This window comes from Paraburkholderia sp. J69-1 (assembly GCF_905220255.1).
In the GTDB taxonomy this organism is placed as follows: domain Bacteria; phylum Pseudomonadota; class Gammaproteobacteria; order Burkholderiales; family Burkholderiaceae; genus Paraburkholderia.
Window position 1 is genome coordinate 68,140 of record NZ_CAJMZG010000026.1, and the last position, 26,633, is coordinate 94,772.

Annotated in this window: 33 protein-coding genes; 25 read left to right on the forward strand and 8 right to left on the reverse strand. The window is 62.4% G+C overall.

Annotated features, from left to right (window positions below):
- The 4 genes from U5A67_RS34570 to U5A67_RS34585 all read right to left on the reverse strand — a co-directional run bounded on the left by U5A67_RS34570 (nucleotide 1) and on the right by U5A67_RS34585 (nucleotide 2,376).
- Nucleotides 1-645 carry a hypothetical protein gene (locus U5A67_RS34570; protein ID WP_321817852.1) on the reverse strand — a complete coding sequence of 215 codons (645 nt, stop codon included), beginning with the start codon at nucleotides 643-645 and terminating at the stop codon, nucleotides 1-3.
- Between the two features lie 69 nt (nucleotides 646-714).
- Nucleotides 715-1,935: a DUF1173 family protein gene (locus U5A67_RS34575; RefSeq protein WP_321817853.1), complete on the reverse strand. Its 1,221-nt coding sequence runs from the start codon at nucleotides 1,933-1,935 to the stop codon at nucleotides 715-717.
- The gene (locus tag U5A67_RS34580) at nucleotides 1,928-2,167 is read right to left on the reverse strand and encodes a hypothetical protein (protein WP_321817854.1); all 240 of its coding nucleotides are present in this window, start codon (nucleotides 2,165-2,167) and stop codon (nucleotides 1,928-1,930) included. Before U5A67_RS34580 ends, U5A67_RS34575 begins: the two co-directional genes overlap by 8 nt.
- A 14-nt stretch (nucleotides 2,168-2,181) precedes the next feature.
- A complete protein-coding gene (locus U5A67_RS34585; protein WP_321817855.1) occupies nucleotides 2,182-2,376 on the reverse strand; it encodes a hypothetical protein in 195 nt (64 codons plus the stop codon).
- On the opposite strand from U5A67_RS34585, the gene U5A67_RS34590 reads away from it, so the two are divergent.
- The 9 genes from U5A67_RS34590 (at nucleotide 2,375) to U5A67_RS34630 (ending at nucleotide 10,417) form a co-directional block, all read left to right on the forward strand.
- Nucleotides 2,375-2,653: a hypothetical protein gene (locus tag U5A67_RS34590; protein ID WP_321959788.1), complete on the forward strand. Its 279-nt coding sequence runs from the start codon at nucleotides 2,375-2,377 to the stop codon at nucleotides 2,651-2,653. The genes U5A67_RS34585 and U5A67_RS34590 overlap by 2 nt on opposite strands.
- A gap of 560 nt (nucleotides 2,654-3,213) precedes the next feature.
- The gene (locus tag U5A67_RS34595) at nucleotides 3,214-4,287 is read left to right on the forward strand and encodes an N-6 DNA methylase (RefSeq protein WP_321817857.1); all 1,074 of its coding nucleotides are present in this window, start codon (nucleotides 3,214-3,216) and stop codon (nucleotides 4,285-4,287) included.
- A gap of 238 nt (nucleotides 4,288-4,525) precedes the next feature.
- A complete protein-coding gene (locus U5A67_RS34600) occupies nucleotides 4,526-6,208 on the forward strand; it encodes a PRTRC system ParB family protein (RefSeq protein WP_321817858.1) in 1,683 nt (560 codons plus the stop codon).
- An 87-nt stretch (nucleotides 6,209-6,295) separates the two neighbouring features.
- Entirely contained in the window at nucleotides 6,296-6,766 is a 471-nt protein-coding gene (locus tag U5A67_RS34605) for a PRTRC system protein E (protein ID WP_321817859.1), read from the forward strand.
- An 8-nt stretch (nucleotides 6,767-6,774) separates the two neighbouring features.
- Nucleotides 6,775-6,993, forward strand: a complete 219-nt coding sequence (locus U5A67_RS34610) for a PRTRC system protein C (RefSeq protein WP_321817860.1) — start codon at nucleotides 6,775-6,777, stop codon at nucleotides 6,991-6,993.
- Between the two features lie 96 nt (nucleotides 6,994-7,089).
- Nucleotides 7,090-8,232: a PRTRC system protein F gene (locus tag U5A67_RS34615; protein ID WP_321817861.1), complete on the forward strand. Its 1,143-nt coding sequence runs from the start codon at nucleotides 7,090-7,092 to the stop codon at nucleotides 8,230-8,232.
- 15 nt (nucleotides 8,233-8,247) lie between these two features.
- Nucleotides 8,248-8,976: a PRTRC system protein B gene (locus U5A67_RS34620; RefSeq protein ID WP_321817862.1), complete on the forward strand. Its 729-nt coding sequence runs from the start codon at nucleotides 8,248-8,250 to the stop codon at nucleotides 8,974-8,976.
- Nucleotides 8,973-9,608: a PRTRC system protein A gene (locus U5A67_RS34625; RefSeq protein ID WP_321817863.1), complete on the forward strand. Its 636-nt coding sequence runs from the start codon at nucleotides 8,973-8,975 to the stop codon at nucleotides 9,606-9,608. The genes U5A67_RS34620 and U5A67_RS34625 overlap by 4 nt, the downstream gene beginning before the upstream one ends.
- Nucleotides 9,605-10,417, forward strand: a complete 813-nt coding sequence (locus U5A67_RS34630) for a PRTRC system ThiF family protein (protein ID WP_321817864.1) — start codon at nucleotides 9,605-9,607, stop codon at nucleotides 10,415-10,417. The genes U5A67_RS34625 and U5A67_RS34630 overlap by 4 nt, the downstream gene beginning before the upstream one ends.
- Nucleotides 10,418-10,807: 390 nt before the next feature.
- Here the strand turns inward: U5A67_RS34630 and U5A67_RS34635 are convergent, their stop codons facing one another.
- Nucleotides 10,808-11,167, reverse strand: a complete 360-nt coding sequence (locus U5A67_RS34635; protein ID WP_321817865.1) for a hypothetical protein — start codon at nucleotides 11,165-11,167, stop codon at nucleotides 10,808-10,810.
- A gap of 354 nt (nucleotides 11,168-11,521) precedes the next feature.
- On the opposite strand from U5A67_RS34635, the gene U5A67_RS34640 reads away from it, so the two are divergent.
- The 7 genes from U5A67_RS34640 (at nucleotide 11,522) to U5A67_RS34670 (ending at nucleotide 16,329) form a co-directional block, all read left to right on the forward strand.
- The gene (locus U5A67_RS34640; protein ID WP_321817866.1) at nucleotides 11,522-11,833 is read left to right on the forward strand and encodes a hypothetical protein; all 312 of its coding nucleotides are present in this window, start codon (nucleotides 11,522-11,524) and stop codon (nucleotides 11,831-11,833) included.
- Nucleotides 11,834-12,293: 460 nt separating this feature from the next.
- Nucleotides 12,294-12,758: a glycine zipper 2TM domain-containing protein gene (locus U5A67_RS34645; RefSeq protein ID WP_321817867.1), complete on the forward strand. Its 465-nt coding sequence runs from the start codon at nucleotides 12,294-12,296 to the stop codon at nucleotides 12,756-12,758.
- Nucleotides 12,759-12,845: 87 nt separating this feature from the next.
- On the forward strand, nucleotides 12,846-13,142 hold the full coding sequence (locus tag U5A67_RS34650; protein WP_321817868.1) for a hypothetical protein: 297 nt from the start codon (nucleotides 12,846-12,848) through the stop codon (nucleotides 13,140-13,142).
- 81 nt (nucleotides 13,143-13,223) lie between these two features.
- Complete coding sequence (locus U5A67_RS34655; RefSeq protein WP_321817869.1) at nucleotides 13,224-13,625, forward strand: hypothetical protein; 402 nt, start codon at nucleotides 13,224-13,226, stop codon at nucleotides 13,623-13,625.
- Nucleotides 13,626-13,627: 2 nt separating this feature from the next.
- Nucleotides 13,628-14,104: a hypothetical protein gene (locus U5A67_RS34660; RefSeq protein WP_321817870.1), complete on the forward strand. Its 477-nt coding sequence runs from the start codon at nucleotides 13,628-13,630 to the stop codon at nucleotides 14,102-14,104.
- Between the two features lie 199 nt (nucleotides 14,105-14,303).
- On the forward strand, nucleotides 14,304-14,729 hold the full coding sequence (locus tag U5A67_RS34665; RefSeq protein ID WP_321817871.1) for a hypothetical protein: 426 nt from the start codon (nucleotides 14,304-14,306) through the stop codon (nucleotides 14,727-14,729).
- 79 nt (nucleotides 14,730-14,808) lie between these two features.
- The gene (locus U5A67_RS34670) at nucleotides 14,809-16,329 is read left to right on the forward strand and encodes a hypothetical protein (protein WP_321817872.1); all 1,521 of its coding nucleotides are present in this window, start codon (nucleotides 14,809-14,811) and stop codon (nucleotides 16,327-16,329) included.
- A 116-nt stretch (nucleotides 16,330-16,445) separates the two neighbouring features.
- Here U5A67_RS34670 and U5A67_RS34675 read toward each other — a convergent pair whose 3' ends face one another.
- A complete protein-coding gene (locus U5A67_RS34675) occupies nucleotides 16,446-16,931 on the reverse strand; it encodes a hypothetical protein (protein WP_321817873.1) in 486 nt (161 codons plus the stop codon).
- Nucleotides 16,932-17,062: 131 nt separating this feature from the next.
- Here U5A67_RS34675 and U5A67_RS34680 point away from each other — a divergent pair, with 131 nt between their 5' ends.
- From U5A67_RS34680 to U5A67_RS34710, 7 genes are all read left to right on the forward strand, one after another.
- Entirely contained in the window at nucleotides 17,063-17,293 is a 231-nt protein-coding gene (locus U5A67_RS34680; RefSeq protein WP_321817874.1) for a DUF3717 domain-containing protein, read from the forward strand.
- Between the two features lie 135 nt (nucleotides 17,294-17,428).
- Entirely contained in the window at nucleotides 17,429-18,454 is a 1,026-nt protein-coding gene (locus tag U5A67_RS34685; RefSeq protein WP_321817875.1) for an ATP-binding protein, read from the forward strand.
- Between the two features lie 142 nt (nucleotides 18,455-18,596).
- Nucleotides 18,597-19,511, forward strand: a complete 915-nt coding sequence (locus tag U5A67_RS34690) for a hypothetical protein (RefSeq protein WP_321817876.1) — start codon at nucleotides 18,597-18,599, stop codon at nucleotides 19,509-19,511.
- A 7-nt stretch (nucleotides 19,512-19,518) separates the two neighbouring features.
- A complete protein-coding gene (locus tag U5A67_RS34695; RefSeq protein ID WP_321817877.1) occupies nucleotides 19,519-20,724 on the forward strand; it encodes a DUF2201 family putative metallopeptidase in 1,206 nt (401 codons plus the stop codon).
- Nucleotides 20,725-21,534: 810 nt separating this feature from the next.
- On the forward strand, nucleotides 21,535-22,053 hold the full coding sequence (locus U5A67_RS34700) for a PAAR domain-containing protein (RefSeq protein WP_321817878.1): 519 nt from the start codon (nucleotides 21,535-21,537) through the stop codon (nucleotides 22,051-22,053).
- Nucleotides 22,050-22,805 (forward strand): VRR-NUC domain-containing protein, encoded by a 756-nt coding sequence (locus U5A67_RS34705; protein WP_321817879.1) that lies wholly within the window; start codon nucleotides 22,050-22,052, stop codon nucleotides 22,803-22,805. Before U5A67_RS34700 ends, U5A67_RS34705 begins: the two co-directional genes overlap by 4 nt.
- Nucleotides 22,806-22,826: 21 nt before the next feature.
- Nucleotides 22,827-24,041 (forward strand): DUF3396 domain-containing protein, encoded by a 1,215-nt coding sequence (locus U5A67_RS34710; protein WP_321817880.1) that lies wholly within the window; start codon nucleotides 22,827-22,829, stop codon nucleotides 24,039-24,041.
- A 42-nt stretch (nucleotides 24,042-24,083) separates the two neighbouring features.
- Here U5A67_RS34710 and U5A67_RS34715 read toward each other — a convergent pair whose 3' ends face one another.
- Entirely contained in the window at nucleotides 24,084-24,263 is a 180-nt protein-coding gene (locus U5A67_RS34715) for a hypothetical protein (RefSeq protein ID WP_321817881.1), read from the reverse strand.
- Between the two features lie 378 nt (nucleotides 24,264-24,641).
- On the opposite strand from U5A67_RS34715, the gene U5A67_RS34720 reads away from it, so the two are divergent.
- Nucleotides 24,642-25,016 carry a group II intron maturase-specific domain-containing protein gene (locus tag U5A67_RS34720; protein WP_321817932.1) on the forward strand — a complete coding sequence of 125 codons (375 nt, stop codon included), beginning with the start codon at nucleotides 24,642-24,644 and terminating at the stop codon, nucleotides 25,014-25,016.
- Between the two features lie 97 nt (nucleotides 25,017-25,113).
- Here U5A67_RS34720 and U5A67_RS34725 read toward each other — a convergent pair whose 3' ends face one another.
- Nucleotides 25,114-25,299 carry a CsbD family protein gene (locus U5A67_RS34725; protein ID WP_321817882.1) on the reverse strand — a complete coding sequence of 62 codons (186 nt, stop codon included), beginning with the start codon at nucleotides 25,297-25,299 and terminating at the stop codon, nucleotides 25,114-25,116.
- 287 nt (nucleotides 25,300-25,586) lie between these two features.
- Between U5A67_RS34725 and U5A67_RS34730 the strand changes: the two genes are divergently transcribed.
- Entirely contained in the window at nucleotides 25,587-26,633 is a 1,047-nt protein-coding gene (locus U5A67_RS34730; protein ID WP_321817883.1) for a CpaF family protein, read from the forward strand.

Sequence of the window (26,633 nt, forward strand, 5' to 3'; positions counted from 1 at the left end):
TTATGCCTCGCTCTCTGTGTTATCGCCGAGCACGTAGGCGCGGATCGTCTCCATCGCCCGCGCATCATCAATGGCGGTCGGTCCGTGGGTGATCGATTCATCCAGTGGCGTGCACATGCGATCCAGTGCGTCGAGCACGTAGGCCGGAACCGGATTGTCGATCACGTCGCGCGCGAGCAGCTCGGCATCGTCAAGCGCATTCGAGAGACCGGTGCGCGCGATCGAGTCGGGCATGGCCAGCAGATCCAGGCGGGCGTGGGCGATTGTTGCGAAGAGGCGGCCGGCGCGTTCGCGCGCGGGGCGCGGTGAACTGCCGTAACGCGTGTCCGGCGCAGGCGTGGCAGCGTCCCCCGACGCGATCAGGGTATCGGCCGCGCGGCACAGCTCGCGCGCGGCGTTCCAGTGTCGGGTGTCCAGGCTCTGCAGGCCGCGCTGGACGAATTCGACCGAACGACGGTAGAGCCATGCTGCGATCGTGGCCCCCGCAGTTGCCTGCAATGGACTTGGATAGAGGGGCGGCTGGACGTCGAGCCAGGCCTGTACTGCCTGCACCGCCACGGTGTCGGCGGGTGCGCCGGGAAACCGCTGGCGGTAGCCAGTTTCGAGATCGCTCGTGGGTGCGGGGGAAGGGAGGGCATGTGTCATGGCGAGGAGGTCCGTTGGCGATGAAGAAAGCGTGAGTCACGCTTTCAGCCTATGGGACCCTGCGCGAAGTCAAGCCTGCGCGGCGGACGGTGGTAAAAGCACGGTGTTCAGGGTTTCGCGGTCGATATTCCATTCGACGGCCGGAATGCCACGTTCGGCGCGCAGTCGCTGCTTTTCCTGCTTGCGGCGCTCGTATGTCGCGAGGCCGTTCATCCCGTATACCTCGATGTGGGTCGGCGGCCGGGTGTCGAGCAGCACGAAATCCGGCAGCATGTCGTCGCCGTCCGTCATCCGGATCGGCTTTTCAAAGACGCGACGCTCCGCGACCAGCCGGTTGGCCATCGCCACTTCGTGAATAGAATCGCAGGGCAGGAATGCTGATGAGCACAACATCATCGCGAGATCAACCGCGCGAAGATGCCCCTTCGTTGTACGCTCGACGAGCAGCAGAGCGATCACGCGCGCGTCGCTCACGCCGATGGCACGCCACGCGTGTGCGTAGGACTTCTGGGCTCGCTCGGCCAGTTCGGGAGTCGTGAAATAGCGCTGCTTGCGTTGGCGCAGCGTGATGGCGTAGCCGTACTGTGTTGCTGCCACGTCGCCAATCTCGCCAAGCAGCAGGGCGCGTCTGGAGGTAGATCCGTCGTTGGTGATCCTGCCCATGAACGCATCGAACTCGGCATTGATGGCTTCGCGGCCGCTTTCTTCATAGCGGCGCATGATGTGGAGCGCGTCTTCGGCGGCTGCACCGTTGATCCTCGCGCTGTCGCCAAGGCCAGCCAGCAGTATCGAATTCACTGCGCCCCAGCCGCGCGCCATGGATGTGCTGGACCAGGAACTCAGGCCGGCGCTCTCCCAGAGTGCATGGATGAAAGCGAGGAGCGGAGCGCTGCGGCGCGACGCCCGTGCGCCCCCGCCAGTTTCCGGTGCCCGGTCAGTCGACGTGAGCCCATCCCGTTGCACGAGCGAGGCGTCCAGGCGCACGTCCAGCCCGTCCGGGCCACAGACGATCGCCGCGGTGCTGTCGTTGCTGACGCTAGTCTTGCTTTGTGCGTCCTTGCGGAAATCGCACCCTTCTACGCGGTTCACGCCGTCGTCGGGCCAGCCGGCGAGATGGAAGAGCGTTCCGTAGCGGCGGATCACGAGTTTGCGTGGCAGTGACGGCCGGCAGTGGCACAGTGCGTGGCCGGGCGTGCGCTTCGCGCGCTCCAGTGCGCTGGCATGGCGCGACGGGTGCTCCTGTACCTCGGCGAGTGGAACCCGCCGGCCGGAGAACGACACATCAGGCATCAGCGGCCTCCTTGCCCGGCGCGACACATTCGCGTTCGGTTGAGCGTTGCGGTTCACGTCGTTTGCGCAACTCGTCAATAACCGAGAGCAGCGCTCCGATCACGATCAGCGCGCCGAATACAGCGCTTGCGATCCATGACCGGTGCCAGAACTCGCCGCACGCACGGTGGAGTGCCCACCAAGCAAACACGGGGGCGGCGATGATCGCGAGGTTTTCGGGTAGAGAGTACATATAGAGGGAGAAAGTCAGGCAAGGATTTCAACGCAGCCTTCGGGGCCGTGCCAGAACGAGCCGTCGTCGGTATCCATGACCGTGACCATGCCGCTGTCGGGGTCGTGCTGGGTGACGACCCCTTCGCTCCAGTCGGTCGGACCCGTCTGGTAGTTCACGCGGCGAAGCCTCAACGAGAGCGTGTCGTAGGAAGGGGAGGGAGGAGCCATGAAACGATCATGGCGCGAGGGCGAGGGCATCGATGGGCAAAAGCCCGTCGATCTTGGCGAGCTTTCCATGGGTCGTGAATTTGCTGGAAAGCTTCACAAAAACTGCATCATTCCGGGCTTTAGGCTGCACGCGCCTGGAAACCGGGCGCGTGCTACGCAACGCGGTGGAGCGGGCTGGATGTTCCGGCACGTCGATTCAGGTCAGATGGCGTGGGTCCGGGAGATTGACATCGTGCCGCTGACGGGGGTACCAACCAGCAGGCGGATGCGCCGATAGAGGTCGTCGTGAAACGCGTTGAGCAGCGATGGCGCCGGTGCGAACAGCATACGCACCCCTGCGGAGACCGCGAAGCTTGTCGCATACAGCCATGCGATCAGGCACGCGACTGTATGGATCGATCCAGCCAGTGCAGCGACGCGGAAATGGCTGAACCCACCTAGGGGCGGCGTTTTTTGAAGTCGAACATGTGATCTCCAGGGAGTGACGCGAACGCGAGGTTGCTTCCGCGCGTTCATTCTCAAACGGGCGTCGATCCTGGAATGAGGCAAATGACTGCCGAAAGGCCGCCCATACTCGCTGCGCGTGGGTCGCCGTGTACCTTCTCCACAAGGTTGTCCCCGGAATCTGTGGATAACTCATCCAGGTCGTTGATCGAAAGCGCATTGGAGATCGCGGCCTTTCGCGCCTCCAGCGTGGCCGCCGCTCTCGTACGATGGCTCGCACTATTGCGTCATCGACGCATCGACCTGCCGGCACCTGCCAGCTATTTCTTTTCCATCCCTCTGGGGCATTTCGCTCCCCAGGGGCCATGCCCCGTTCTTCATTCAGGAGCGGGCATGAGCCGCAAAAGCGCCGAGCGCAAATTCGATCAGACTGCTGATGAACATCAGCGTAATTTCGTTTCCCTCATCAAGCAGTTTTCGTACGGGCATCATCTCGATTCCGTGTTTCGCGACTTTGTTGAGCTGGCCGCGCTTGCGATCAGTAACAGCGTGGATCGCGGGCAGTTTGACGCGCGTGAGAAGCGCTATCTTGAAATCGTCGGCAAGTACAAGAAGGAAGAGGTCGCGCGATTTCCGTTAATGCTTGCGGAAATCACGCTGGCATTCGATAAGCGCGTCGGCGTCATGGCCGCCGCGCGTGAACGCGGGGTGATGGCGTCGAATCTGACGGACGTACTTGGCCAGACGTACATGATGCTGGATCTGGGCAACGATCGAAGTGGGCAGTTCTTCACGCCCTATCACGTGTCGAAGTTGATGGCCGGTATGATCGGCGGCGACGCGGTGGCACGTGCAGACGCGCAGGGCTTTGCCCGCGTTCACGAACCTGCCTGCGGGGCAGGCGGAATGGTGATTGCGACGGCAGAGGCGTTCCACGACGCCGGGTTGAACTATCAGCAGACGATGCACGCAACCTGTATAGATATCGACCCTTGCTGTGTCCACATGACTTATCTGCAGCTCGCACTGCTGCATATTCCGGCGATTGTGGTGCATGGTAATGCGCTCACGATGGAAGTGTGGGGGCACTGGTTCACGCCGGCACACGTGCTGGGTGGCTGGAACCGGAAGTTGCGGGCACGCCGCTCGCACGATGCCATGCGCTCGATCATGCGCGCGGTGCCCGCAGCGGATGACGATGGCGAGTTGGCGCAGGAGTTGGCAAACGGGCCCGTCGCTGTCGAGCCTGAGGACGGTATGCCAGTTATTGAGGAAGCCGAAGCGCGCGTGGAAGTGGTCACCGACGAAGCGTTGGAGGTGGCGGTTCTCGATCGCCCAGTCGTGGAGGTAGACGCGGCTGTTAGTGACGACGCTGGCGCGCTGGCCGATCTGTTCGACGAAATCGTCAGTACGCCAGCGCGGCCTGTCGACGTGTTCGAGGTGATCGACCAGCTGACGTTGTTTTGACTGCTGTTTTGACGGTGGTATTGACCTCAGGCCCGGATTATTCCGGGCCTTTTTTCTTTGCGAAAGCGGTATCGAATTGGCGACCTTTCCCGTCGCGTGGGCGCCGCGCACACGATATCGTTGCAATACCTACTGCGCTTTTCGCGCATCGACACCGGCCGTCACGGCCATTTTTTATCTGCCCATCGGGAATCCTCTTCCCGGTTGGGGCGCGGGTTCCCCTTCAGGAGAATCCGCAATGCAAGCTATCAACCTGCAGCAACCAACGCTCCCTCTTTCGCGCATCAAGCTCGGCGCGAACCCGAGAAAGTATTTCGACGATGCAGAGATGGAGGAGATGCGCGATTCGGTCCGCGCCCGCGGTGTCGACACACCGGTGCTCGTTCGTCCCCTCGACGACGGGAATTTCGAACTTATCGCTGGTGGCCGTCGTTTCAAGGCGGCTATGGATGTGCATGGCGAAACCTACGAGATGCCCGTATCTGTCAAGAACGTCGACGCAATCGAGGCCGAGGAAATTGCGCTGGTTGAGAACATCCAACGCGCCGATATGTCACCCGGCGAAGAGGCCGTTGAAACCGCCAAGCTGGTCGGGCGCTGCAAGGGCGATCGAGAGGAGGCCGCGCGCCGGATTGGCTGGAGTGTCGCGACGTTGAACAGTCGCCTCGCGCTCATGAATTGCAGTGCCGGCGTTCTGGAAGCGCTCAATACCCGTTCGATCAAGCTCGGCCACGCCGAACTGTTTGCCGCCTTCACCAAAGAGCAGCAGGACAAGCTCCTGCCGGTCATCGTGAAGGAAGGGAGAACGGTAGGCGAACTGAAAAGCGTGCTGGAACGGGCCGCGTGCTCGCTGTCGGCCGCGATCTTCGACAAGGCCGACTGTGCCGGTTGCCAGCACAACTCGGCCGCCCAGGCGGAGATGTTCGGCGAGTCTATTGGCACCGGCAACTGCACAAACCGCAACTGCTACAACGAGAAGACGGAAAGCGCACTTGAAGCAACGGCCACCGGCCTGCGTGACGAGTTCCAGACCGTCCGTATCGTGCGCCCAGGCGACAACAACACGCGCATCCAGCTCGTGGCTGAAGGTCCGAAGGGCGTCGGCGTCGAGCAGTCGAAAGCCTGCTACGCGTGCCAGAACTTCGGTGCTGCGGTCAGTGGCCTGCCCGACTCACTTGGCAAGGTCTACAAGGGCCAGTGCTTCGACACCGTCTGCAATATGAAGAAGGTGGCGGCGCGCATCAAGAGCGAGAAGGTCGAGAAAGCCGAACCGGCCGTGGCGAAAGCAGCGGCGTCGAACGGCTCATCCAAGGCCTCCGCTGCGACGACGGGCAACAAGCCTGCTGCCGCTACGCCCGAGGCCACGACGGTCTCCGAGTCCGATCGCGTCAAGACGTATCGCGTGGCGTTGTGGCGAAAAGCCCTGCGCCGTGAGGTAAGTCAGGATCCGGCTCTTGCGCAGCGGTATCTGCTTGCGATCGTGGCAACAGGGCAGGCGCGCAGCGTCGAGGCCGGCCCAGTCAACACGATCTGGGAGCGGCTCATCGACGACAAGCCTTCGGTGGGTGATTTCGGCAAGGCGGCCAGTGCGGCCGCAACGCTCAAGCCGGACCAGGAGGCGAAGCTGATGATCGCGCTCACGTTGTCTGCGATCCAGGGCGTCGACGTCCCGTATCTCATGACGATGTGCCGTCACCACAAGCTCGATCTCGCGAAGCACTGGAAACTCGACAAGGAGTTTCTGGAGCTCATCACGAAGTCGGAGATGAAGGTGGTGGCCGACGAACTCGGCCTGCGGACCGCAATGGGCGAGAACTTCAGGAAGGTCTTCGCGAAGTCCAAGTCCGAGGTCATCGAGGCATTGCTGGCGGTCGAAGGCTTCGACTACACCGGCAAGCTGCTCAAGGTCCTCAAGTACTGATCCAGCGTCGCGGTTATGCCGCGGCTTCTCCTTTACGCCGCCTGTCTGCTGACAGCGCGGCGTTTTTTCTATTTCAGAGAGGTTTTTATGTTCCAGCAACTCGAAGCGTTCGTGCGCGAGACCGGCAAGGTCACGCTCACGATGAAGATGGCGGGCGATCAGATGTCGGTGGTGATGGTGCCGTGCGGCGATTCGAAAGAGGCCGCGCTGCGCCAGCCCCTGGTGCTGACCGCAACGCCGGCCGAACTCGACGAAGGCTTCGTGCAGGCATTGCAGACGTTCGAAGGCGCGCACCGCTCCCTTGCGGAACAGGTGAGCGCCACGACCGAGATCCTGCAGGCGGCTGAGAAGTCGCAGGCGGGCAAGGCGCAGAAGGCGCTGTCGAAGGGTTCGAAACCAGCGCTTGCGACACCGGCGTCGAATGATGACGGCGGAGATAGCGAGCTCGATGACGCGGACGAACAGGTCAGCGGGCACGGCAGCCATGCCGTGCAAGCGGCGACTGAAACGGCCGCGCCCGCTGACGGCAAGTCCGATCTCTTCTCGTTGCTCGGTTGAGGTGCCTCATGACGATCAGCATTGCCAGGATCATTCGTGAATTCACCTACAACGGGATGAAGTTTGCCGATCCCGGCCCGGCGTTTTCGCCCAATGACGTGCGCGATCTCTATTCGGCGCAATACCCGGAACTAACGACCGCCACGGTCGACGGGCCTGAGTTTGCCGGTGAGGCCGCGATCTACAAATTCGCCCGCGCCGCCGGCGCCAAGGGAAACCATGCGTAAGGACGCGTTGCTCAAGCTGCTCGCCGATCCGGCGAAAGGCTTCAATCAGGAACCGCCCGAAAGGGCGGTTTTTTTACATGACGACGAGGTTCGTACATGCTCTTCGATCCTTCATCAGTTGATCGATCGTTCGATGCGGGCGCAGGTGAGGCCTGGCAACCGGCAGGCGTTGCCGCTCCCAGACATCGAGCTGCCGCTAGTGTTCTGACGCTGCCGGATTTCGCGGACGCGGTACCACGCGAGGCCACGATTCGGTGGCGGCCCGATACGCAACTGGACGCATTGGTGCTCGAGCAATTCCGGCACGCGCCGCTACGCGCGGCGGATGTCGAGACCCCCTGCAGCCCCGTGGACGCCTTTCAGCAGGCGTTCTTCGCTTGGGTTCGCCGGCAGATGTCGCAGCCGTTGAGCTTCATCTCGATGGGCCTGCAGCTATGTGATACCAACGCCGTGCTCGACGCGATTGATCATCAACATGAAGCTAAAGAGTTCAAGCCGGGCTCCGGGCTTCATCTGGGTATACGGCTGACCGACGAGTGGATGCACGAAGTTGGGGCGCTTGCGGAGTCACTCAGGCAGGCGCATCCGCTTCTTCTGCACACGCTCTTCGCAATCGTCGATCGCGTTTCGGGCAAGACGGTGCTGATTCGTACTCCTGCCTGGTATCTCAGCGAGACCGCAGCCCGGTACTGGGACTACAACGAGAGCGCAACTGATGAGCAGGCGGGCGAGTGGCTGGCCGAATGGTATGAAAACGACCAGGAAGCGATTGCCAATCACTTGCCTTCCGTTATCCGCCCGCAGGTCTACCCGGACGAGGTGCGTTGTCCTGCGAAGCTACCGGGGCGCCGCGTTCGGAGCTCGGAACTCTCGGACAGGGAGCTTGCTACGTTGCTGGCCAGCTCCACCGGCCTGATCGCCAACGTCTGCAGGGAACTGCTGGCGTTGCGTTCGTTGCTGAAAAAAGCCGGCGATCGCTTGTTGCTCGGTGGCGGTCACGATGCGAACGCGCTGTATTCGGGCTGCTCGTTTGTCCTTGAGAGGACCGAATGGGTTGTCGACGTCATCGATACGCATCTTAACGATGGCTATCAGACCGGCGAGAACTCCGAGTTCGCCACCTTTCTCACTTTTTCCAACACGAAACAGGGCATCCGCGCGCAGTACGCGCAGTGGGGTCTTGCCTTCCAGATGCTTCGCCGCGTCGATCGCCTCATGGCGCTCGTGGTGAGCCCTTGATACCGGAGATTTTCAATGAATGGAGTATCCATCGGCCAGACTGGCCAGGACGTCACACTGTCACACGCGCTGCTGTTGTACTCCGGTGCGACCGGTCAGCACTACGCAACAGCACATCCGGTTACGACGGAGCACAAAACGGGCCGTCCAGTTATTGGCGCGGGGCGGCCGCTTGATCGACGGACGCTGGTCAGCACGCTGGTGGCGCTCGATCGAAACGCGGCGCCGAAGGCCGAGTTTCTCCCGACGACGGTTCTGGGGGTAACGTCGGCCGCCGTGACGTGGTGGTGTCCGCCCGCTGCCCGTCGCGTGTTTTTCAAGTGCCGGACGGTCGGCGAGCGTAGCGCCATCGTTCCACATCCGGGCCTGGTCTTCCAGGCTGGCGCGGAAGGCTTTCGTGTGTTCGCGCTGAACGGCGAGGGACGCCCGAAAGAGAGCACGCCGCTTTTCGAGCCACCATACTTCAACACCTGGGACCACGGTCAAATCTGCATCGGGTCGGCAAAAGTACCACGCCGTATTGAAGTCGCTGCGATCGATGGCTGGGAAGAGGGCTTTTTTAACTCGGCCTTCACCCATCCAAATCATGGCAGCAAGCGGGTCGCGTACCAAGACGGTTTCTATACGTTCTGGACGCACATGCTCGACGGCAAATTCGAGGTGTTTCCGTTCGACGTGCTGGTCCCCATGAAGAACATGTCGGCCGGCAAGCTGGTCGCGGGAAAGATCGGAGGTGCCGCATGAACCCGGTCGATTTCGCGTTGCAGGGTTCGTTCCCGTCCGTGATGGTGCCCACGCGAGAGCCGGTGGCGCCGATCGCAGGTCCCGGTGAGCGCCTGCTCATTGCGTCCAACGGCGTGTTTATCGAGATCAGCCGCCCATGGCTGCATCTTGTGCGCCGGCTGTCGACGTTCGGCTGGTCTACACCTGTACCTTACGGTACGGCCAGCGATCAGACGGACCTGCTGTGTGGTCAGGTGCCTGCGGAGCTCGTGGCGCAGTTCGCGGCTATGGCGCGCGTGGCGCTGCCCAACGAGGCGGGGGCCTGGATCGTCTGGAATGCGGACACGGGGGCATTTCGCCTTGTGCCGCTGCCGTCGCTCTCGCATGGACCGGGGCATCTCCATTACGACCGCCCTGAGCTTTGCGCAGGCGAATGGCTCGTCGTGGACTGCCACTCGCATGGCCACGGCCGTGCGTACTTCTCGTCGACGGACGATCGCGATGACCAGCACGACGTGAAGTTTGCGCTCGTGCTGGGCAACTGCGATCGCACGCCGACTTTCGCACTTCGTTTGTGTGCGAAGGGGCGTTTTGAGGCTGCAGGAGTTGTACCGCCAAAATGGGCTGAAGTATTGGCCGGGAAGGTCGCATGAGTGCGCCGATTTTGCATGTGGCGCCAGCAGCCATGCTTACACGGGCGTGGGAGGTGGTTGTTGTCGGGGCAGGTGGAACAGGCAGCGCCTTGCTGCCGTCACTTGCCCGGCTGCATCACGCGATGGTTGAGTTGGGGCACCCGGGCGGAATCCACTGTACGGTCTACGACGACGACACGGTCAGTGAGTTCAACGTTGGCCGGCAGGGCTTTTACCCGAACGATGTCGGCCAGTACAAGGCGACGTTGCTGGTGAACCGCCTGAACCTGCTGATGGGAACAGGCTGGACGGCGGTGCCGCGTCGCATTGATTCCAAGGTCAGCCTGCGTGCCGACATGGTGATTGGCTGCGTGGACTCGCGTCGTGCGCGCCATGCGATTGTTCAGGCGTCAAAGCGCGGCAAGGTGCAGTACTACCTCGACTGCGGCAATGAGACGGATCGTGGCCAGGTCATTCTGGGCGAATTCGGCAAGCCCCGGCATGACAGGCTGCCCCACGTGGGCGACCTGTTTCCGGACATGCTGAACGCGAAAAATGACAAGGGCGATGACACTCCATCGTGCTCGATGGCGGACGCGCTGCGCAAGCAGTCGCTCGTCATCAACCAGGCGATGTCGGTGCAGGCGTTCAACCTGCTCTGGCAGTTGTTCCGTAATGGCGGCCTGACGTTCTCGGCCGTGTTTGTGAACCTAGCAACGGGGCGCACGAATCCGGTTCCGGTTGACCCGGCAGCATGGGCGCGATTCGGATACGAGCCACCACCTGAAAAAAAGCCCCGCCGTCGCAAGACGGACAGGGCGATTTCCTGAAACCCACGCCGCCCCTGACCCGGGCGGCGTTTTTTTTGGACCGAATCCCCTGGCGGATAACGGAGGCGCGCTCGAGCAAATCCTTACAATAATGTAATATCTTTGCAGGCGAGGGCCATCGAATGGGAGAGTTTGCTCCGTACGATTCATCACCGGCCGCGATCACGCATGGCGTGCCGGCCACAGCAGCGCAATTTCTCAGGATTGCGTTTGGATCGAGTGCCGAGGCGCAGGTGCCAGCGGTTTACGTGCGTAACTGGCTGCGCCTACTCAAGCAGCGCGGTTCGAGCTTCCTGCATTGCGTCGTTCTTTGCGAGCAGTGGCAGGACGTGCATGATCCGGGGCGCGGCAAGCGCGCGCCGCGCGCGCCCGGGCGCTGGGCGCATCGACTCAGGGATGAGTCGTGTGCAGGGGAACTGCCGCCGGGTGAAGGGCCGGGATGCCAAACACCGAACGAAACACTTCACCGGCCTCGCCCAGCGCGTTGATGGCATCGTCAGTCAACGGCTCGTCGCCATCCGGCACCTGAATGCCGCGGATACCTTCCACTAGCGTTTGCGCAGGCCAGCGCGAGGCAAGGCCGACGTCTGCGAAGGCCTCGTCCAGCATGGCGCGAGCCGCGTCGCCGTTAAGCGTGGCGCCGGTTGCGTGGTAACGCTCAGCGATCACGCGGATCGTCTGCAGCAGGTCCGCCTCGAAGCGTGCGCGACTGCGCTCGAGGGCAAGTTGTTCTTCGTCAATCGTGTTCATGCAAGTGTCGGGTTAAGAACGGGAATCGCCAGCCCGTCAGCGAGTCGGGCGGCTGCGAGCTCCGTCGTAGTGTACGTCCCGAGCCCGCGCGCAACCCATGGATCGGTGGCGAGAATCGCGTCCAGGCGCGCCCGTGTAAGCGAACCGGCGATTACCACGCGGCTGTCGCGCCCGCTTACGGGGGCGGCCGCCATAAACTCGCCCGCGGCCAGATGCCCGTCCAGCCAGAGCGCGCGAAGTTCGTCCATTCCAGCGGGAAGGCCGCCCAGTGGGACGTTCGGTGAAATCGTCGCGATGTACATGAGAAGAATACCAAGGGTAGAATACTGTATAAATATACAGTAGTTTGCACACATGGCCAAACCCGACTCCCCCATGCCAGAAATCAGCGCTTTTGTGGATGCGTTGCGCGACGCGTTTGGCGCCGAAGAGATCAACGCGATCGTGCGCCGTGGCCGGGCAGGGGAGCCGGTTTTTTTCGCATGCGAAAACGGTATGGAATTCGGCACGCGCCTGCCGCCCGGGTCTGCCTGGAACGCGGCGGCCGTCGGTGACCGGCACTTCTGCCCGGGATGCGACGGGCGCTGCGTCGAATCCGGGTTGCGATGTTCCGAGCATCGCGCGCGCGTGCTGGAGAAGCATCGGGACGAAAGCGATATCGAATAGGCGAGCATTCCGGCGTCCGCGACAGCGTTCGCGACCCATACTGTTTCTACTTCTCGCGTCCCCGACGCATCGACCTACCCGCAGCAGCATGCTGTCGCGGGCAATTCTGCACCGGCCTCCAGGCCAACTAGGCGTTCGCCTGTTTCTAACCCCGTTGGGAGCTCTCTCCCTCGGGGAGTTCGGCTCCCCTTTTTATTCAGGAGCCGAGCCATGATCAACGCTTCCGTTGCATTGCACTTCACACCGGCGTCATCGTATCCGTCTGGAGCGATGCCACCGCTAGCGTGAATTTCCTGTTTGCCGTCAAACGCCGATCTTCATCTGCTTAACCGCCAACACCAAGTTGGCGCCAGGCGCAGAACGGATTCCCGTTCTGCGCACTCACGCACCACATCTTTCTCTACGCCAGGGCGATCCACCCTGACGGGTCGGTTGCCCGATTCCATTCGAGGCAACTGCCATGATCCGCGCTGTCATCTCCATCGTTGTCCTTTCCATCCTCACTGGCTGCGCCAACATGACGGATTTCGGCTCGCCCGACGTCTATCAACGTTCGGACGTCCAGCGCGCCGGCACGCTCGAACCGGCTGTCGTGGTTCGTGTGCGTCGTATCACCATTCAGGCTGGCTCCGGTAGTTCCGGTCTCGAAAACCTCGTGACCACGGGGCTGGGTGCGTTCCTCGGTTCCCAGGTGATCGGCAATGGCCGTGGCCGCTACATCGCGGCGGCGGTCTCCGGCGCCGCGTCGAATTTCGTTGCGCAGCACGTCAGTGCCGCGCTCTCCCGTACCGCCGGTCTGGAAATCGTCGTCCGCAAGGCCGATGGTTCGCTGCGCGTTGTTCCGCAGCCCGATGACCAGCTTTTCTCGCCTGGCGATCACGTGCTCCTCGTGGACACGAGCTCCGGGCTGCGCGTCACGCACTGACGCTGCTTCGTTGTTTTGATAACCGCAGTTTTCTCTCCATTCTTCGCGGGCTTTCGTGGCCGCGCATTTTCTTTTTGAGGTTCTTCCATGAACACCTATCAGCTTGCCGATCGCGATCAAACCACGGGTTGGGATGCAGCGAACAATGATGTTAACGGCGTCAACACCTTCCGTATGCGACCTATCGAGGTCGCCGCGCAGGCTGGCGATGTCGCGGAATTTGAGTCGATCATGAATGACCCTGCCTTCAATCCGCAGGGTGCCCGACCGTTCTTCTTCGCCGAGGTGCTTCGCGGCAGCGGCGGCTACGACGCTGACAAGCGTTACGCGGGTTTGCGCCCGCAACTCGCAATCTATCGCGAGCGTTTTGTTGCGAAGCATTGATTTCGTTGCAGTCACACTTAAGCACCTGCACAGCGGGGCGTTCCGAAAGGACGCCCCGCTTTTTTATTTTTAGAGGCCTTTATGATTCACATTAACCGGGTGATGCACGCCGACCGCCATAGTGCCGGTGCAGTGCGCGCCGCCAATTTCACACGCCGCGCTCGCGGCTTCCTGCACCGCGTCGCCGGTGATCTTCGCCTGCGCGCGGGCGAGCACGACATCAAGGCTGAACCCTCCCGTCGTGGCAGTGGCTGCCGGGTCACGCTCAATACTGAACGCCTCATCGTCGAGTTGACGGACTCGCCTGAACGTCAGGCGGTTGTCATGTCGTTTCGCACCCGGCGCGGCCGCGCGGATCTGTCTGGCGGTGGCGATAACGCCGTGGCCTCGGACCAGCTTGAAACCCGGGAGGGTTACGAGGCGCTGCTGAGTGCGCTTCGGCTGGCGAATGGCCTCGATAGTGAGCGTCGCCGGGAGCTCTGACGATGGAAATTATCAAGATCAAGGTCGAATTCCCAGGCGGGCTAACCATCACCGATAACGCCTCCTGGAGCGAGGGTAAGGGGCTGGTATTCGTCTCTGAGCGACTTAAGCAGGTCCTTCGTGAGCTGGATGTCACGGAAGCGCTCCCGGTCGTTACTGCGACCTGTCGTGGACAGACCGTTTCGATCGAGGCGACTTCGGCTGGCGATTTCAGACTGAAATCGGGGCAAGTCGTGCTGCGATCGCCCAGCGGCTTCCGTGCACAAATTCGGGAAATCGTACGGCGACCTTCTAAAGACCAAAGGCAGCAGTTTGGGCGCTTTGCTCATACCCTTTGCGCGGGTGCGACAATCGGTGCCTTTGGCTTCTGGCATTCGACGACTAACTGGAGCACGCAAAACGTGCTTTCGTTGGCGAACCTGTGTATAGCTGCCGTGGTACTCTTCTACATCGGCATCATTTCAATGGACGGAGAATAACGATGGGCTGGAGTTTCGCAGCACTAGGTGTCTCCCTCGCGTTATGCGCGCTCGGTCTGGTCATGAACCACAATGGCCGCAAGGCTGACCGCGAACGTCGCGGGTATTAACATCGATTTTCGGTCGGTTTCAACTGGCCGACTCAATTCAAGGGCTGCACCTCCGGGTGCGGCCCTTTTTAATTTCTGGATCAAAACATATGAAATCAACCGAACTCGACCTTCCGGTCGCGGTCGCGCTTGCGGCCGCGCCGTTGAACCTCGTGGACAAGACCGTCGGGCAAGTGGTCGACGCAATTGGTCGCCATCTAAGCCGTGCCGAACTGGAGCCGGAATGGATCCTCGCCGCAAACTGGGTGGGCGACGCCAACGATTCGATGGTGGGGCTGAAGGCCAGTGCACCGTGGCCAACGGCTACCGGTAACGATAATCAACGGCGCTTTTGCCTCTCTGTCGAAACCGGCCACTCTGAAGGTTGGCGCGTGCAGGTCGACCACGTCTGCCTGCACAAGGCCGGTGACAGCGGTCACTGGAGCAGCGTGCCGCTGGTGCGCATCAAGACGTTGACTCGTTCGCACGCCTGGGCCGTCGCCGCTGCCGTCTCGCGCCTGCTCGATATCGACTGACGCAGCCTGTCTATCTTCTCTTCCCTTGCGGGGCATCGCCCCGGATGGGTGATGTCTCGCGCTTTCGGAGCCATCATTCATGTACACGTTGTCCATTCCCAACGCCGTTCTCACCACTTCGTCGCTCGTGGGGCTTTTCACGCTGTTTCTCGACGAACGTGTGCGCGCGGCCGACACATCACAGATCGTGCTCACCGGCGCGCCAGCCGGTATATCGGTAACGCGCTACAACGGCGCGCTCGCGCTGCGTCAGCCTGGCACGGCTCACGACATCCTGCACACGATGCTCGCTGAACACCGGCGGTCCGCGTTTCTCGAACCGTGTGGTACCCAACGCCAGTCATGGCAGGTCGAGCGTGCGGCATGGGCTGGGCTTTTCGAGTTCGTCGACGTCTGCCGCAAGCCGCAACTGCTGCTCTCGTCGGACCAGATCGAAGCCGAAACGCAGGCCGCACGCGCACGCGGCACGCGCTTCTTCCTGTCGGATCTGGCCAGCGAAGCTGTTGCCAGCACGTTTGGTTTCCCGGTGTGCGGCCCGGCGTTTCCCGGTACGAGCGAGACGAACAGCCGCCACGAAGTCCAGGTGGCCTACGCGCTCGCGCTGGATCTGCCGGTTCCCGATCGCGTTCTTGCGGCGTATCGCGAAGACGCGGAGTTGTTCCGCTATGGTCTCGAATGGGCTGACACGCTGGTACGTCTGCCGGAGTTGCGCGGTGCGATTCCGGTCGTAAAACTGCGGCCGATCCTCGGCGTCATGCGCAGTGAAGGCAAGCCGGTCGATGGCAGTAACGCTGACATTCTGGCGCTGCTGGGGCGTCTGCTGCCCGATTCGCCGACGTATCCGGAGGTCGATAACCTGCTGCACGCCCATGGCCTCATCGACGACATGCCGCTGCCGGAGTCGTTTAATACGAGCGTCGACGTGGGCCAGCCGGTGACGCCGCTCGCCGCCCGGGTGCGTGACCGTATCGCTGACAGCATCCGTGCGCGCGAGATCGAGCATGCGGACGGCGAGCTGAAGGCAGGGCGGATCAGCCGCCGTGCCCATCGCCATCGTTGCGATATCGCGCGCCTGTCGCATGGCCGTCAGACGTTTGAGTATGGCAATTGCCTTTCGCGGGCGCTGGCCAATCGTGACGTCGGCACGCTGCTGGAGGTGCTCGATCGCGCCGATGGCCACAATCGCGCAAGCCGGCAGGCATTTCGCGATATTTACGGCGTGAAGCTGATCGGCGTGCCCGCCGCGCAACGGCGGCGCGCCGTGTTCCTGCTCTGCGGGTTTACCGAAGAGGCACAGGCGCAATGGGAGCGCGAGGCCGTCACGCGCGAGGCTGAACGTGACGCCGAGCACGATCTGACGGATGCACGCGAAATCGCCGGTCGTGCCAGGTATGTCGGCGTAACGTGCGGCGAGATCTCGGGGGCCGAGCATGTCGATCGTGCGATCAGCGAGGGCTACGTGACGATCCGCAGTATTTCCCGCGGTGCCGCGCAGGTGTACGCGCTCGCGCGTGGAGAGGAAAACGCGATGCGCAGGCTTAGCGCGAAGGACGGCACGCTAGCCTACGCGCGCGCCAGGCTTGAGCGTCGCGCGGCATAGGAGGCGACCATGCGATTCGATCGAGGGCCTCGCCCGGAAGGGTATCGCTGGACCGCGCGCAAGGAAGCCATGTATCTGCGCCGGGAGGCGCGGGAGGTGGAGAAAATTGCGCGTGATTATCCGCTCTTCGTCGGGCAGTTCCAGCCGCCGCCCACGCGGCCGGTCGACGAGGAGCGCGCGCGGCGCGAATGCCAATTGCGCGAGAGCGAACAGCGCTGGCGTGCATTGATGGCTTCGCAGTGGCGCAGGGTGAGGCGCGAGTATTTCGCGTGCACGCCTGCCCTGCGCGCGGCGATCCTTGAAGAGTGGAACCGTTGGCGCGGTCCCGCCCGCCCGGTGTACTTCACTACGTGGTGGAGAAGCACAACGGCGTGCTGGAGGAGAAGTCCCGCGTGTTCCGCGAACGTGAAACCGCTTCGCTGGCGCGTATCCGCGCGAAGGCAACCGCGCAGGCGGCCCTGCCTCTTGCGTGAATACCGGAAACCTTGAACCCAACCGGCGCCTTCGTGCGCCGGTTTTTTTTCGTCCACGCGTTGCACGCCACGCACGAAAGCGATATCGAAATCGCCACGATTGCGCGCGCGGGACGCCGTTGCCTGCACCTACACTGCTGTTTATCACCCGCGTCGCTGACGCATCGAACCGCCCGGCCTGTCCGGCATCACAACCCGCCTGGAAGGGACCTCGTCCCCCTCGGACGCGGCTTTCCGGGAGTTCTCCGCAAGGAGCTTCCATGAAACAGCAATCCGATCCGTTGACGTCCGTGTCGATCGCGCAGATTGAATGCGCGATCAACCATTGGCGTGAGCGTCGTCCGTCTGCCGACGCTGACCACCCGGTACTGTGCGCTGAGGCTCGCGCACTCGCTGACGTGTACGGCCTGATGATCTATCGCGGTGAGCAGAGCGTCGAACGCTCGCATCTCACCGAGCCACAACGCCTGGCCCTCGAGGCCGCGCTGTAACCCGCTTCACGTGCCGTAAGGCGCATCGTTGTACATATCCAATCGCCGCATTCGCGGCTTCTCCATACACCCCGCCGGGACACGCGCCCGCCGGGGACGTGGCTCGTGCCGGGTTTCTCCACAGGAAACCTCACCATGCAGGTCTACGCTTCCCAACTAGAGTCGCTTCTCACCGCCTACGTGCCGCGCCGCCTGCCGGTGCTCATCACCGGCCGCCCTGGCATTGGCAAGAGCGACATCGTCGAACAGGTGGCCGATGCTATTGATCACGATCTGCTGATCAGTCATCCGGTCGTCGAAGATCCAACCGATTCGAAAGGTCTGCCGTTTGCTTCGGCTGATGGGCTGTCGGCACGCTTCCTGCCGTTCGGCGATCTGAAGCGCGCCCTGCAGCCGCGCGAACGCCCGTTGATCTGGTTCCTTGACGATCTGGGGCAGGCTTCGCCGGCCGTTCAGGCCGCGAAGATGCAGTTGCTGCTCGCGCGACGCATCGGCGAGCACAAGCTGCCCGACAATGTCACCTTCCTCGCGGCCACAAACCGCCGCAACGACAATGCGGGCGTGAGCGGCATTCTCGACCCGTTGATCTCGCGCTTCGCCACCGTTGTGGAGCTTGTGGCAAGAATCCAGGACTGGACTGCCTGGGCCGTAGCCCGTCATGTTGCGCCCGAGCTGATCGCATTCCTGCGATTCCGTCCCAGCCTCCTGTCAGTGCAGAAGTCCTCGCGTGATATCGAAGCGACGCCAAGCCCGCGTAGCTGGGGTTTTGTCGCCAAAACGATGGGCGTGGTGCCTCCGGGACTCGAACTGATCTCGCACGCGGGCGCAGTGGGGCAGGGAGCCGCGACCGAACTGATCGCGTTCATCCAGATCTATCGGCAGTTGCCCTCACCGGATGCCATTCTGGCGACGCCCGATACCGCTCCGATTCCCGAGGCACCGGCAGCGCTCTATGCGACCAGCGCCGCGCTGGCCATGTACGCGAACGAAGGCAATTTCGACCGTATCGCGACCTACACCGAGCGAATGATTGCTGGCGGCGTGAGCGAATTCGCCGCGTTGCTGGTGACGGACGCGCTGCGCAAGACCCCTGACATTGCGCAAACGCACGCCTTCATCCGCGCGCAGGGCGGCCCGATCGGCAAGCTGATCCAGGGCTAACAAGCCGTACACATTGCATCAACGCCAGCGGCACTCGTCTCTGGCTCATCTCTTCGTTTTTCTCCGTTGGTCTGCGAACGCATTACGCGCTCGCGGGCCGCATTTTCTTTCGCGGTTCACGCCATTTTTTCTGGAGTTTTTCATGGACATCACTGATATCCAGTCGCGCGTCATGCTCTGCTCGGTCAACGTTTCGTCGTGGGCGGCGCGCCGCTTCGACCTCAAGGTGACTGAGGAGGTTGAAAAAAGCCATTCGACCAAGGGCATCGGTCGCTTCAACAAGCGCCTGCTGCCTGAACACGCCCCCAGCTTCAAGGAGGCGGTGTCGCTCGGCGGTCGTATTCGCCGTCACTTCTACGATCACACGCTGGAGTACGACCAGCTGTCCGTGCGCCTCCTGCCAACCGGCATCTACATGGAGTTTGCCGCGCAGATGCGCAAAATGAAGGAGGAGTTCGATCTGGCCGTGCAGGTTTTCCTGACGGACTATCTCGACCTGAAGGAGCAGGCCCGGCAGGAGATGAACGGCCTATTCAATGAGGCGGACTATCCGACGCTCGCGCAGCTCGGCGGGAAGTTCGGCGTTCGCATGTCGGTGCTGCCGTTTCCGGACGCCAGCCAGTTCGGCGTCGATCTGCCGGCCGACGTCCTCACGAGTCTGCGCGGTGAGATTGACCAGCACGTCGAGCGCTCGATCGAGCATGCGAATCAGGACATTGTGCGTCGGCTGTACGACGCCGTGTCCGCGATGGCCAACCGTCTGTATGCGTCGGGCAACGTGCGTATCGACGTGGCCGACAATGTTCGTGAGCTGTGCGGTCTGCTGCCGAAGCTGAATTTCAGCGACGACCCGCAGTTGCGCCACATCCTCGAACAGGCCAACCGCCATCTGGCGGTGCATACGGGCAACGACCTGAAGGAATCCGAGGTGCTTCGATCGCAGGTGGCCGCCAAGGCAACCGAGATCGAGGATCTGATGGAAGCCTTCATGGGCGGCAAGCCTGAGGCACCGATGCCGCGCCCGGGCGTGGCGCCGCAGTTGCGCATCGCGGCGTGAGGTGAGTATGGATCCGCGTATCTCGAAGCAGCGCACGGCGCTGGTCATGGACCAGCCGTTTTTCGGTGCGCTGGCGCTGCGTCTGGAAGTGATCGAGGATCCGGCATGCAAGACGTTCTGGGTCGACGGGAAATCGCTGGGCTACAACCCGGCGTTTCTCGCAACCCTCAACGACCTTGAATGCCGCGGTACGCTCGCTCACGAAGTGTTGCACGTCGCGAACGGTCACTGCTTCCGGCAGGGGCTTCGCGACGCTGAACGGTGGAACGATGCCTGCGACTATGCGATCAATCCGATCGTCAAGTCGGCTGGCTTTGTTTTGCCAAAGGGGCACCTCGACGACGCGCGCTTTCATGGCAAATCGGCTGAGGAGATTTACGCGATCCTCACGCAGGAGGCAAGGCAGAAGGACAAGGAACAGTCTGGCGGCAAATCGGGAACGGGCGCGGATGCGAACGCTCCCGGTGGCCAGCAGTCACCCGCGAACGGCGCGAACACACCGTCAGCGGCTCCCGATCCCAATGCCCCGCCTTCCTGCGGCGAGGTTCGCCCTTATCCGGGTCCCGATCTGGACCTGAAGGAAACCGAATGGAAGGTGGCCGTGCTGCAGGCCGCGAAGGCGGCGCGCATGCGAGGCAAACTGCCCGGTGATCTGCAGGCGATGGCTGAGGCAGCGGCAGAGCCTTCAGTGGACTGGCGCCCGATCCTGATGCGTTTCGCGCAGCAGGTGACGAACGACGACTACAGTTTTGCGATGCCCAATCGTCGCTATCTGCATCTCGGGTTCTATCTACCGTCGTTGCACTCGCCGTCCGTAGGCGATGCGGTGTTTGTCCGCGACGCCAGCGGCTCGGTCTTCGATGAAACGCAGGCCCAGTTCGCCGGTGAGGTGATTCACGTCGCTGAATCCGTGCGGCCGTCGCGGCTCATCGTGATCGACTGCGACACGCGTGTCACGCAGGTGCAGATCTTCGAGCGGGGCGACCCGATTGAGCTTGCGCCGGTGAAGGGCGGTGGTGGCACGTCGTTCATTGCGCCGTTCGAGTGGGTTGAGCGCGAGGGCATCACGCCCGCGTTCCTCGTCTACCTGACGGATATGGACGGCCGGTTTCCACAAACCGTACCGTCGTACCCGGTTCTCTGGGGTTCAACCACGCCGCTGGCGCGCATTGCGCCGGCACCGTTCGGCGAAATGGTGGAGGTAATTGTCTGATCGTCGAAACAACTGCAACCAGCCCGGCTCATTTGAGCCGGGCTTTTTTTGTGCGCCGAGCATGCGCAACAGCTTGGGGGTGCAAGTCCTCGTCAACGCCTGATCGAGCGCTGGGTCCTTTTGCACCTCGGTCGTGACGAACACCGGAACGTCCAACCCAATGCATCTTGCTGATCGCCTTGGTCGAGCCGTTGAACCTGTGATGCTTTTTGGTGAGCCGGGAAGTGGGTGCTGATGCTCGCGAAGTCTCGTGCGTCGTTGCTCATGGTTCCTTCTCCTTCGTGGTCGAGATGCCTTTTGGAGCCGCCGTGGACGCAAAAGAGTCCCGGACGATCAGACCGCGGGCCAGGGACGGACCGAAAGCCGCATGCGCCGGACGACGAAAGGAGAACGGGGAACGGGTGAAGGAATCGGGTGCCTCGCGCGCAACCTTGCCCACGGACAGGACGGGGCTATGCGTCGGTTGAACGGCGGTTCAGGAAGCGGGCGCGGGTTGAACGAAGGACATGGAGCAACGCCGCACACGGGTAAGACCTCGCGCCCCGTGCGCCATAGTGCTCGGGCTTGGGTGCGTCAGCACCCAGCCTTTTTCGTTGCCTTCCGTCCGTCGCCCGCCACCATGCGCCGTGGGCGAACGCGGGCGAGGGACCAGCCCGGAGCGCGCCGTCCAGGGTGTCTGGCGTGTCGTATTGCCATACGCCGCGACGGCGTGTGCCGTCGGCGGGTGTCACCTGTCAAGGTTGACAGGCTGGTCCAGGGAAAACCCCGCGTGCTACATTCCGAGACCGGTTTTCGTCGGAGGAATGCGTAATGGGTTTTTCGTTCATTAGGGAGGACGACACGACGTCCCATGGTGGGAAGGTCCTGGCGTGCACGCCCACGAACGTCGTGCATGGGAAGCCTCTCGCCTTGCTTGGCGACATGGTTTCGTGCCCGAAGTGCGGCGGCGTTTACCCCATCGTTGACGTCAAGAATCTTGGCATGACGTTCAACGGACGTCCCGTCGCCTCCGAAGGTGACAAAACTGCCTGCGGCGCGACCCTCATCGCCACGCAAAGCGTTGCCACGGCTTCGCCGACCAGCGGTGGCTCCGTCGGTAGCGGTAAGAGCGTGACCGCGGAAACGTCGCCCGAAACCCCCTACCGTGGTCGCTTCCGGGTGCTCGATGACGCCACCCGGGAACCGTTGGCAAACCACCCATACACGGTCAAAGCCTCGGACGGAACGGTCATCCAGGGGACGACGGACGCCAACGGCTTCACCCAGTGGCACGATTCGACCCGAGCATCGGCGCTCACGTTCAGCCATTCCGGGAGCGGAAGCGCATGAGCGACTTCGGACCGGGCTCCGCAACAGGTGGCATGACCCCGGACGGCGAAACTACGCCCGTCGGAGCGAGGGTACGGCTGTCGAAAAAGGACCGCGTGGTCCTGTGTCAGGTGCTTTGCAAGTGCAAAAAGATCGGTGTCGCGACGCGAAACGGTCGAATCCTTCGCCAGCGCTGCGTTCAGCAGCGGCTCGATTTCGCGAACGAGCTGTCGAGGCTTAAGACCGGTTCGCCGACGGAATACAAGCCCGAGCAAACCTACAATATGAAGCCGAAACCGCCGGAGCCCGTGACGGACCCGGACGACCCCTTGCGCCCGCATTCCGACATTCGGCAATGGATCGACGATTTCTGGCCGGGTGGTCGGAAGAAGTACAGGGCTGGGCAAGGCAACCTGCGCCGTCCGGACGTGGTGATCGTGGACGATCCGTCGCAGCCGCCTATCCAGTCGAACATCCGTAAAGTCGTGGAGTTCAAGTACCCGCCGGACGATTTTGGTCGCAACCAGCAACGTGACTACATTCGGATCGCGGGCTCGCGGTCGAAATACGCCTCGCTTGGACCTGCGGAATGCGGTTGCGGCGACGATAAGGACAAGGACGGTCAGGAATCGACCCAGCGTCAGTCGAAGACCTCGAACTCGGACCTGGACGATCTTGCAGGCCAAAGTGGTGGCAATGGTGGAAACTTGCTCCCTGGTGGCGGTCTTCCGCCACCGATGCCGGGCGGATCCCCGGGCGGAATCCTGCCTTGACCGCAAGAGGAACGAACAGACATGACTGATGAGCAGTTGAAAGCGTGGGTGGCAGACCCAAAAAGGGCGGACACCCTGCCGTTTGGCTTCTACGAACCGGCGTACCGGAAGGGCATCACGGGTGCCGCTCTGGTCGTGCGTGGCGTCGTCTACTTTCGCGATGGTCATACGCCCACCGTGCGCGCCGCGCTCGTGAAGTGCTTTGAGCAGTACAAGGCGACCATCACGGAGTACAGCGAGGCGCTTGCCCGTGCGCTGAAGGAACAACCGCCGAAGGACGGTCCTCTGCGCTGGTTCTACCAGGAGGGCGAGCAGCCGATGCCGTTGGACAAAGCGCCAGGGCTTGCGGCGCTGGCGACGTCGGTGCCCGCCGACGAAGCGCTGGTTGTGCAGATGACCAGTGCCGAGCATAAGCTCGCGACGGGCTTTTTTGAGTTCGCCGCCTTCACCGTCGCGGACTGGGACGTCACGCCCAAAGGCGGGCAGGACGTGCTTGATTTCACGGTGCCCCGGGCGTTCCTCGAACATCGTCCGGGCGTTTTTCAGGCGCTGTTCGTGGCGTTCTGCGAGGCGCTTCCGACCGTTCATGGTCACGCTGGCTTTGCCGTCAACCTCCCGCCGATCGAACGTGAAGCAAACGAGGCGGCCGAATATTCGTATGCCCGCCGCTATGGTCCCGGCATCGACGTCGGCGATCCGATGGGCGTGAGCACCGTCGATCTCGTCGGCAAGATCAAAACGATCGATTGGCTCGTTGCCCTCGACGCCGATCTCGTGAGCGCTGCGGGAGGTCCGTCTGGATGGACGTTGCCGCCTGACTGGTTCGTCCGGCAGCCCTTGGACAAAGGGGGCGTTGTTCTCCAGGCGGGTGCTGCACCGCAAGCCGGCATCTCCGCCGGTCCCGGTCAATCACCGCTGCCGCCGCCCGCGTACGTCCTGCTCAACGCAGCGCTGCGTCCGATCATCGCCACGGATATGGACGTCCTTCAAGGCGGCACGCTGGACAGCACCGCCCCACTGCTCGATACGACGGTCGCCACCGAAGCATGGCTGAAGCGGTTCGACCTACCGGACGATCAGGTAACGGCGCAGTGGCGTGAGCTTCACGCGAGCCCTAAGGTGACGGACGGTAAAGCGGCCGTCGCCGCGAATCTCCATCGCCTGCGCCAGGCGATGGGTCTGCCCGCCGTACCCGCGCCGTCGAACGGTTTCGGGTACGAAGTCGCAACGACCTAAATGCCCTGCCCGCTGAGTGCCGCAGCACCCAGCAGACGGGGTTTAGTTCTTCCAGATGTAGAGGAAGAACGCTTTGGGAGGCGCCGCGCCCGGGTTGTAGCCGAACAAGCACTCGATGCCGGGTGCGATGAACACCGGCCACTTGTAGCCCTCGTTCGCCGCCTTACGAGCCGCTTTGCCGTGGTGCTTCTTCGCCGCGACTTCCTCGGCCGTGGTGCCCACGATCGCCGTGAAAAACTCCGACGTGCCTTCCTGCGTGGTCGCTAAGGACGAACACCCGGACCTTGATGTAGCCGTCGGTCGCGTTCGCCTTCGGTGCTTCCGGGGCCTTGTCCGGTGCGTTGCCAGACGATGCGGGTGCTGCTGCCGTGCTGCTGGCCGCGTCAGCGAGGTCGGCGAAGGTTGAATTTGATGCTGCGTTGGCGTTGGTCGTCATGGCGGTGTTCCCCTTGGACGTGGGGTTGACGGGGCTGCCTGAAACTTGCTCGAGGGAAGCCTTGGGGCGGGGGGGACGACGCGGTTTGGCTTGTGCGCTGGAAGCGGTGGTGTCGGTGATGTGAGCCATGGAAACAGGCCAAACGGCCTATTGCGCCCAAGGCTCTGGCCCGCTTCAAGGAGCGAATCCGGGAATCGACTCAACGCACGCGCGGGGTCAACGTCGACCAGATGATCGGCACGCTGAAGCGGTATCTGACGGGCTGGCGTGGCTACTTCGGTTTCTGTGAAACGCCGCGTGTACTTCGCAAACTAGATGAATGGATTCGCCGACGCCTTCGATGCTTCTTATGGAAGCAGTGCAAGCGTGGTCGCACCCGATTCCAGGAACTGACGAAGCGTGGCGTGATGCGCAATCTTGCTGCCCAGACGGCGGGCTCGCCGCACAATGCGTGGCGCTTAAGTTGCAGTCCGGCGCTGAGCATGGCTCTGTCTAACGGTTACTTCCGCTCACTCGGACTTCCATCGGTTGGCTCATAGACGGGCAACCGATCGCCGTGTACGGACCCGTACGCACGATGGTGTGGGAGGGGGCGGGCCGCGAGGCCTGCCCCTATACCGATTGCCTGTCTTCAGGTCAATGGTTTTTCTTCAAGTCCTTCGCGGCGTCCTTTAGGTCGCCCACTTTCTTCTGGGCTTCACCCTTGGCCTGTTGCAGGTCACCCTTCAGTTCCTGCGCGGGGTCATCCGTGGCGCGGCCGACTGCTTCGTTGATCTTGCCCTTGGCCTTCTCGAGCGTTCCCTTGATGTGATCCTTATTCATGATTTCTCTCTCCGGTTGTTCGCGACGCAGCGGTCGCAGGCGCCGACTCACCGCACGCCCTGTGCCTGACTGCAAAACGGGAGATTGGAGCGTCATATTTCGCGCTTTCCTGCAACGCTCAAAAGCTCGACAAAAAATGCAGCTTTCCGGGAAATCGTCTGCACGCGCTTAGAAATCGTGGTCGCGCAGACGGAGCTACCCGTGCCAATTCTGGCGTGCCCAAAAGGTAGCGAATATCGCGGTCCTTTTGCTCTGTCGCGCGCGCGGAGGCCCGGAAAAATAGCTGCATGTCAGACGCTGCCGATAGCCCCCTCCTGAGATTCAACCGCCTCGAGAAGAGCGCGGTTGATATGTTCTTCGCTTCGCTGATGCCGCTGCGTCCGTATCTCGACGCGCCGGATATTGCGGAAGTGATGGTCAACAACCCGCGCGATATCTGGATCGAACGGCGAGGCGTGCTCACGCGCCTCGATCTGGAGATCAACCCCGCGATGCTCTCCGGAGCCATTCACTCGCTCGCCTCGTCGGTGGAGAAGAGTGCGAAGGCGGGCACGGACAAGGGCATCCTGAACGCTGGCCACGGCAACCTGCGTATTGCGGCGGTCATGCGGCCGACCGCCATCGACGGCGATGCGCTCGCGATCCGCAAGCACCGTGACCAGAATCTGTCGCTGGACGATTACGTGCGCATGGGCGCATTTTCGCGCGCCCATGCGCGCAATGACGCCGAGATCCAGTTCTTTCCAGAAGACGCTGAAGACGAAGCACTGCGCCTCGCGCTGCGCGACATCGTGCGCGCACGCAAAAACATCCTCGTTGCGGGCGGCACGTCCTCCGGCAAAACCACGCTGCTCAACGCGATCGGTGGCGACATTCCAGACGAGGATCGCGTCGTCACCATCGAAGACACGATGGAACTCAAGCTCACCGTGCCGAACCGGCTGCGACTGCTCTCCAACACCGATACCGGTGTCACGACCCAGATGCTCGTGGCGCTTTGCCTGCGCTTTCGCCCAGACCGGATCGTGGTCGGTGAAGTGCGCGGCGGAGAAGCCTACGACTTCATCCAGGCGCTCAACACGGGCCATGACGGTGGCATGGGATCGGTTCACTCGAGTACCGCACGCGGCGGCCTGCGGCGGCTGGAGAGTCTCGCGATGCTCGGCGTGCCGCCCGGTACGCGTTGGGACATTGCCGATCTGCGCGAAAACATCGCGAACTGTTTCGACTACGTGGTGCATATGAAGCGCACGGGAGAGCTGCGCCACGTCTCCGAAATCCTCGAAGTGCGGGGCGCCGACAACGGGGACTACATCCTCAAACGCGTTTTCTAA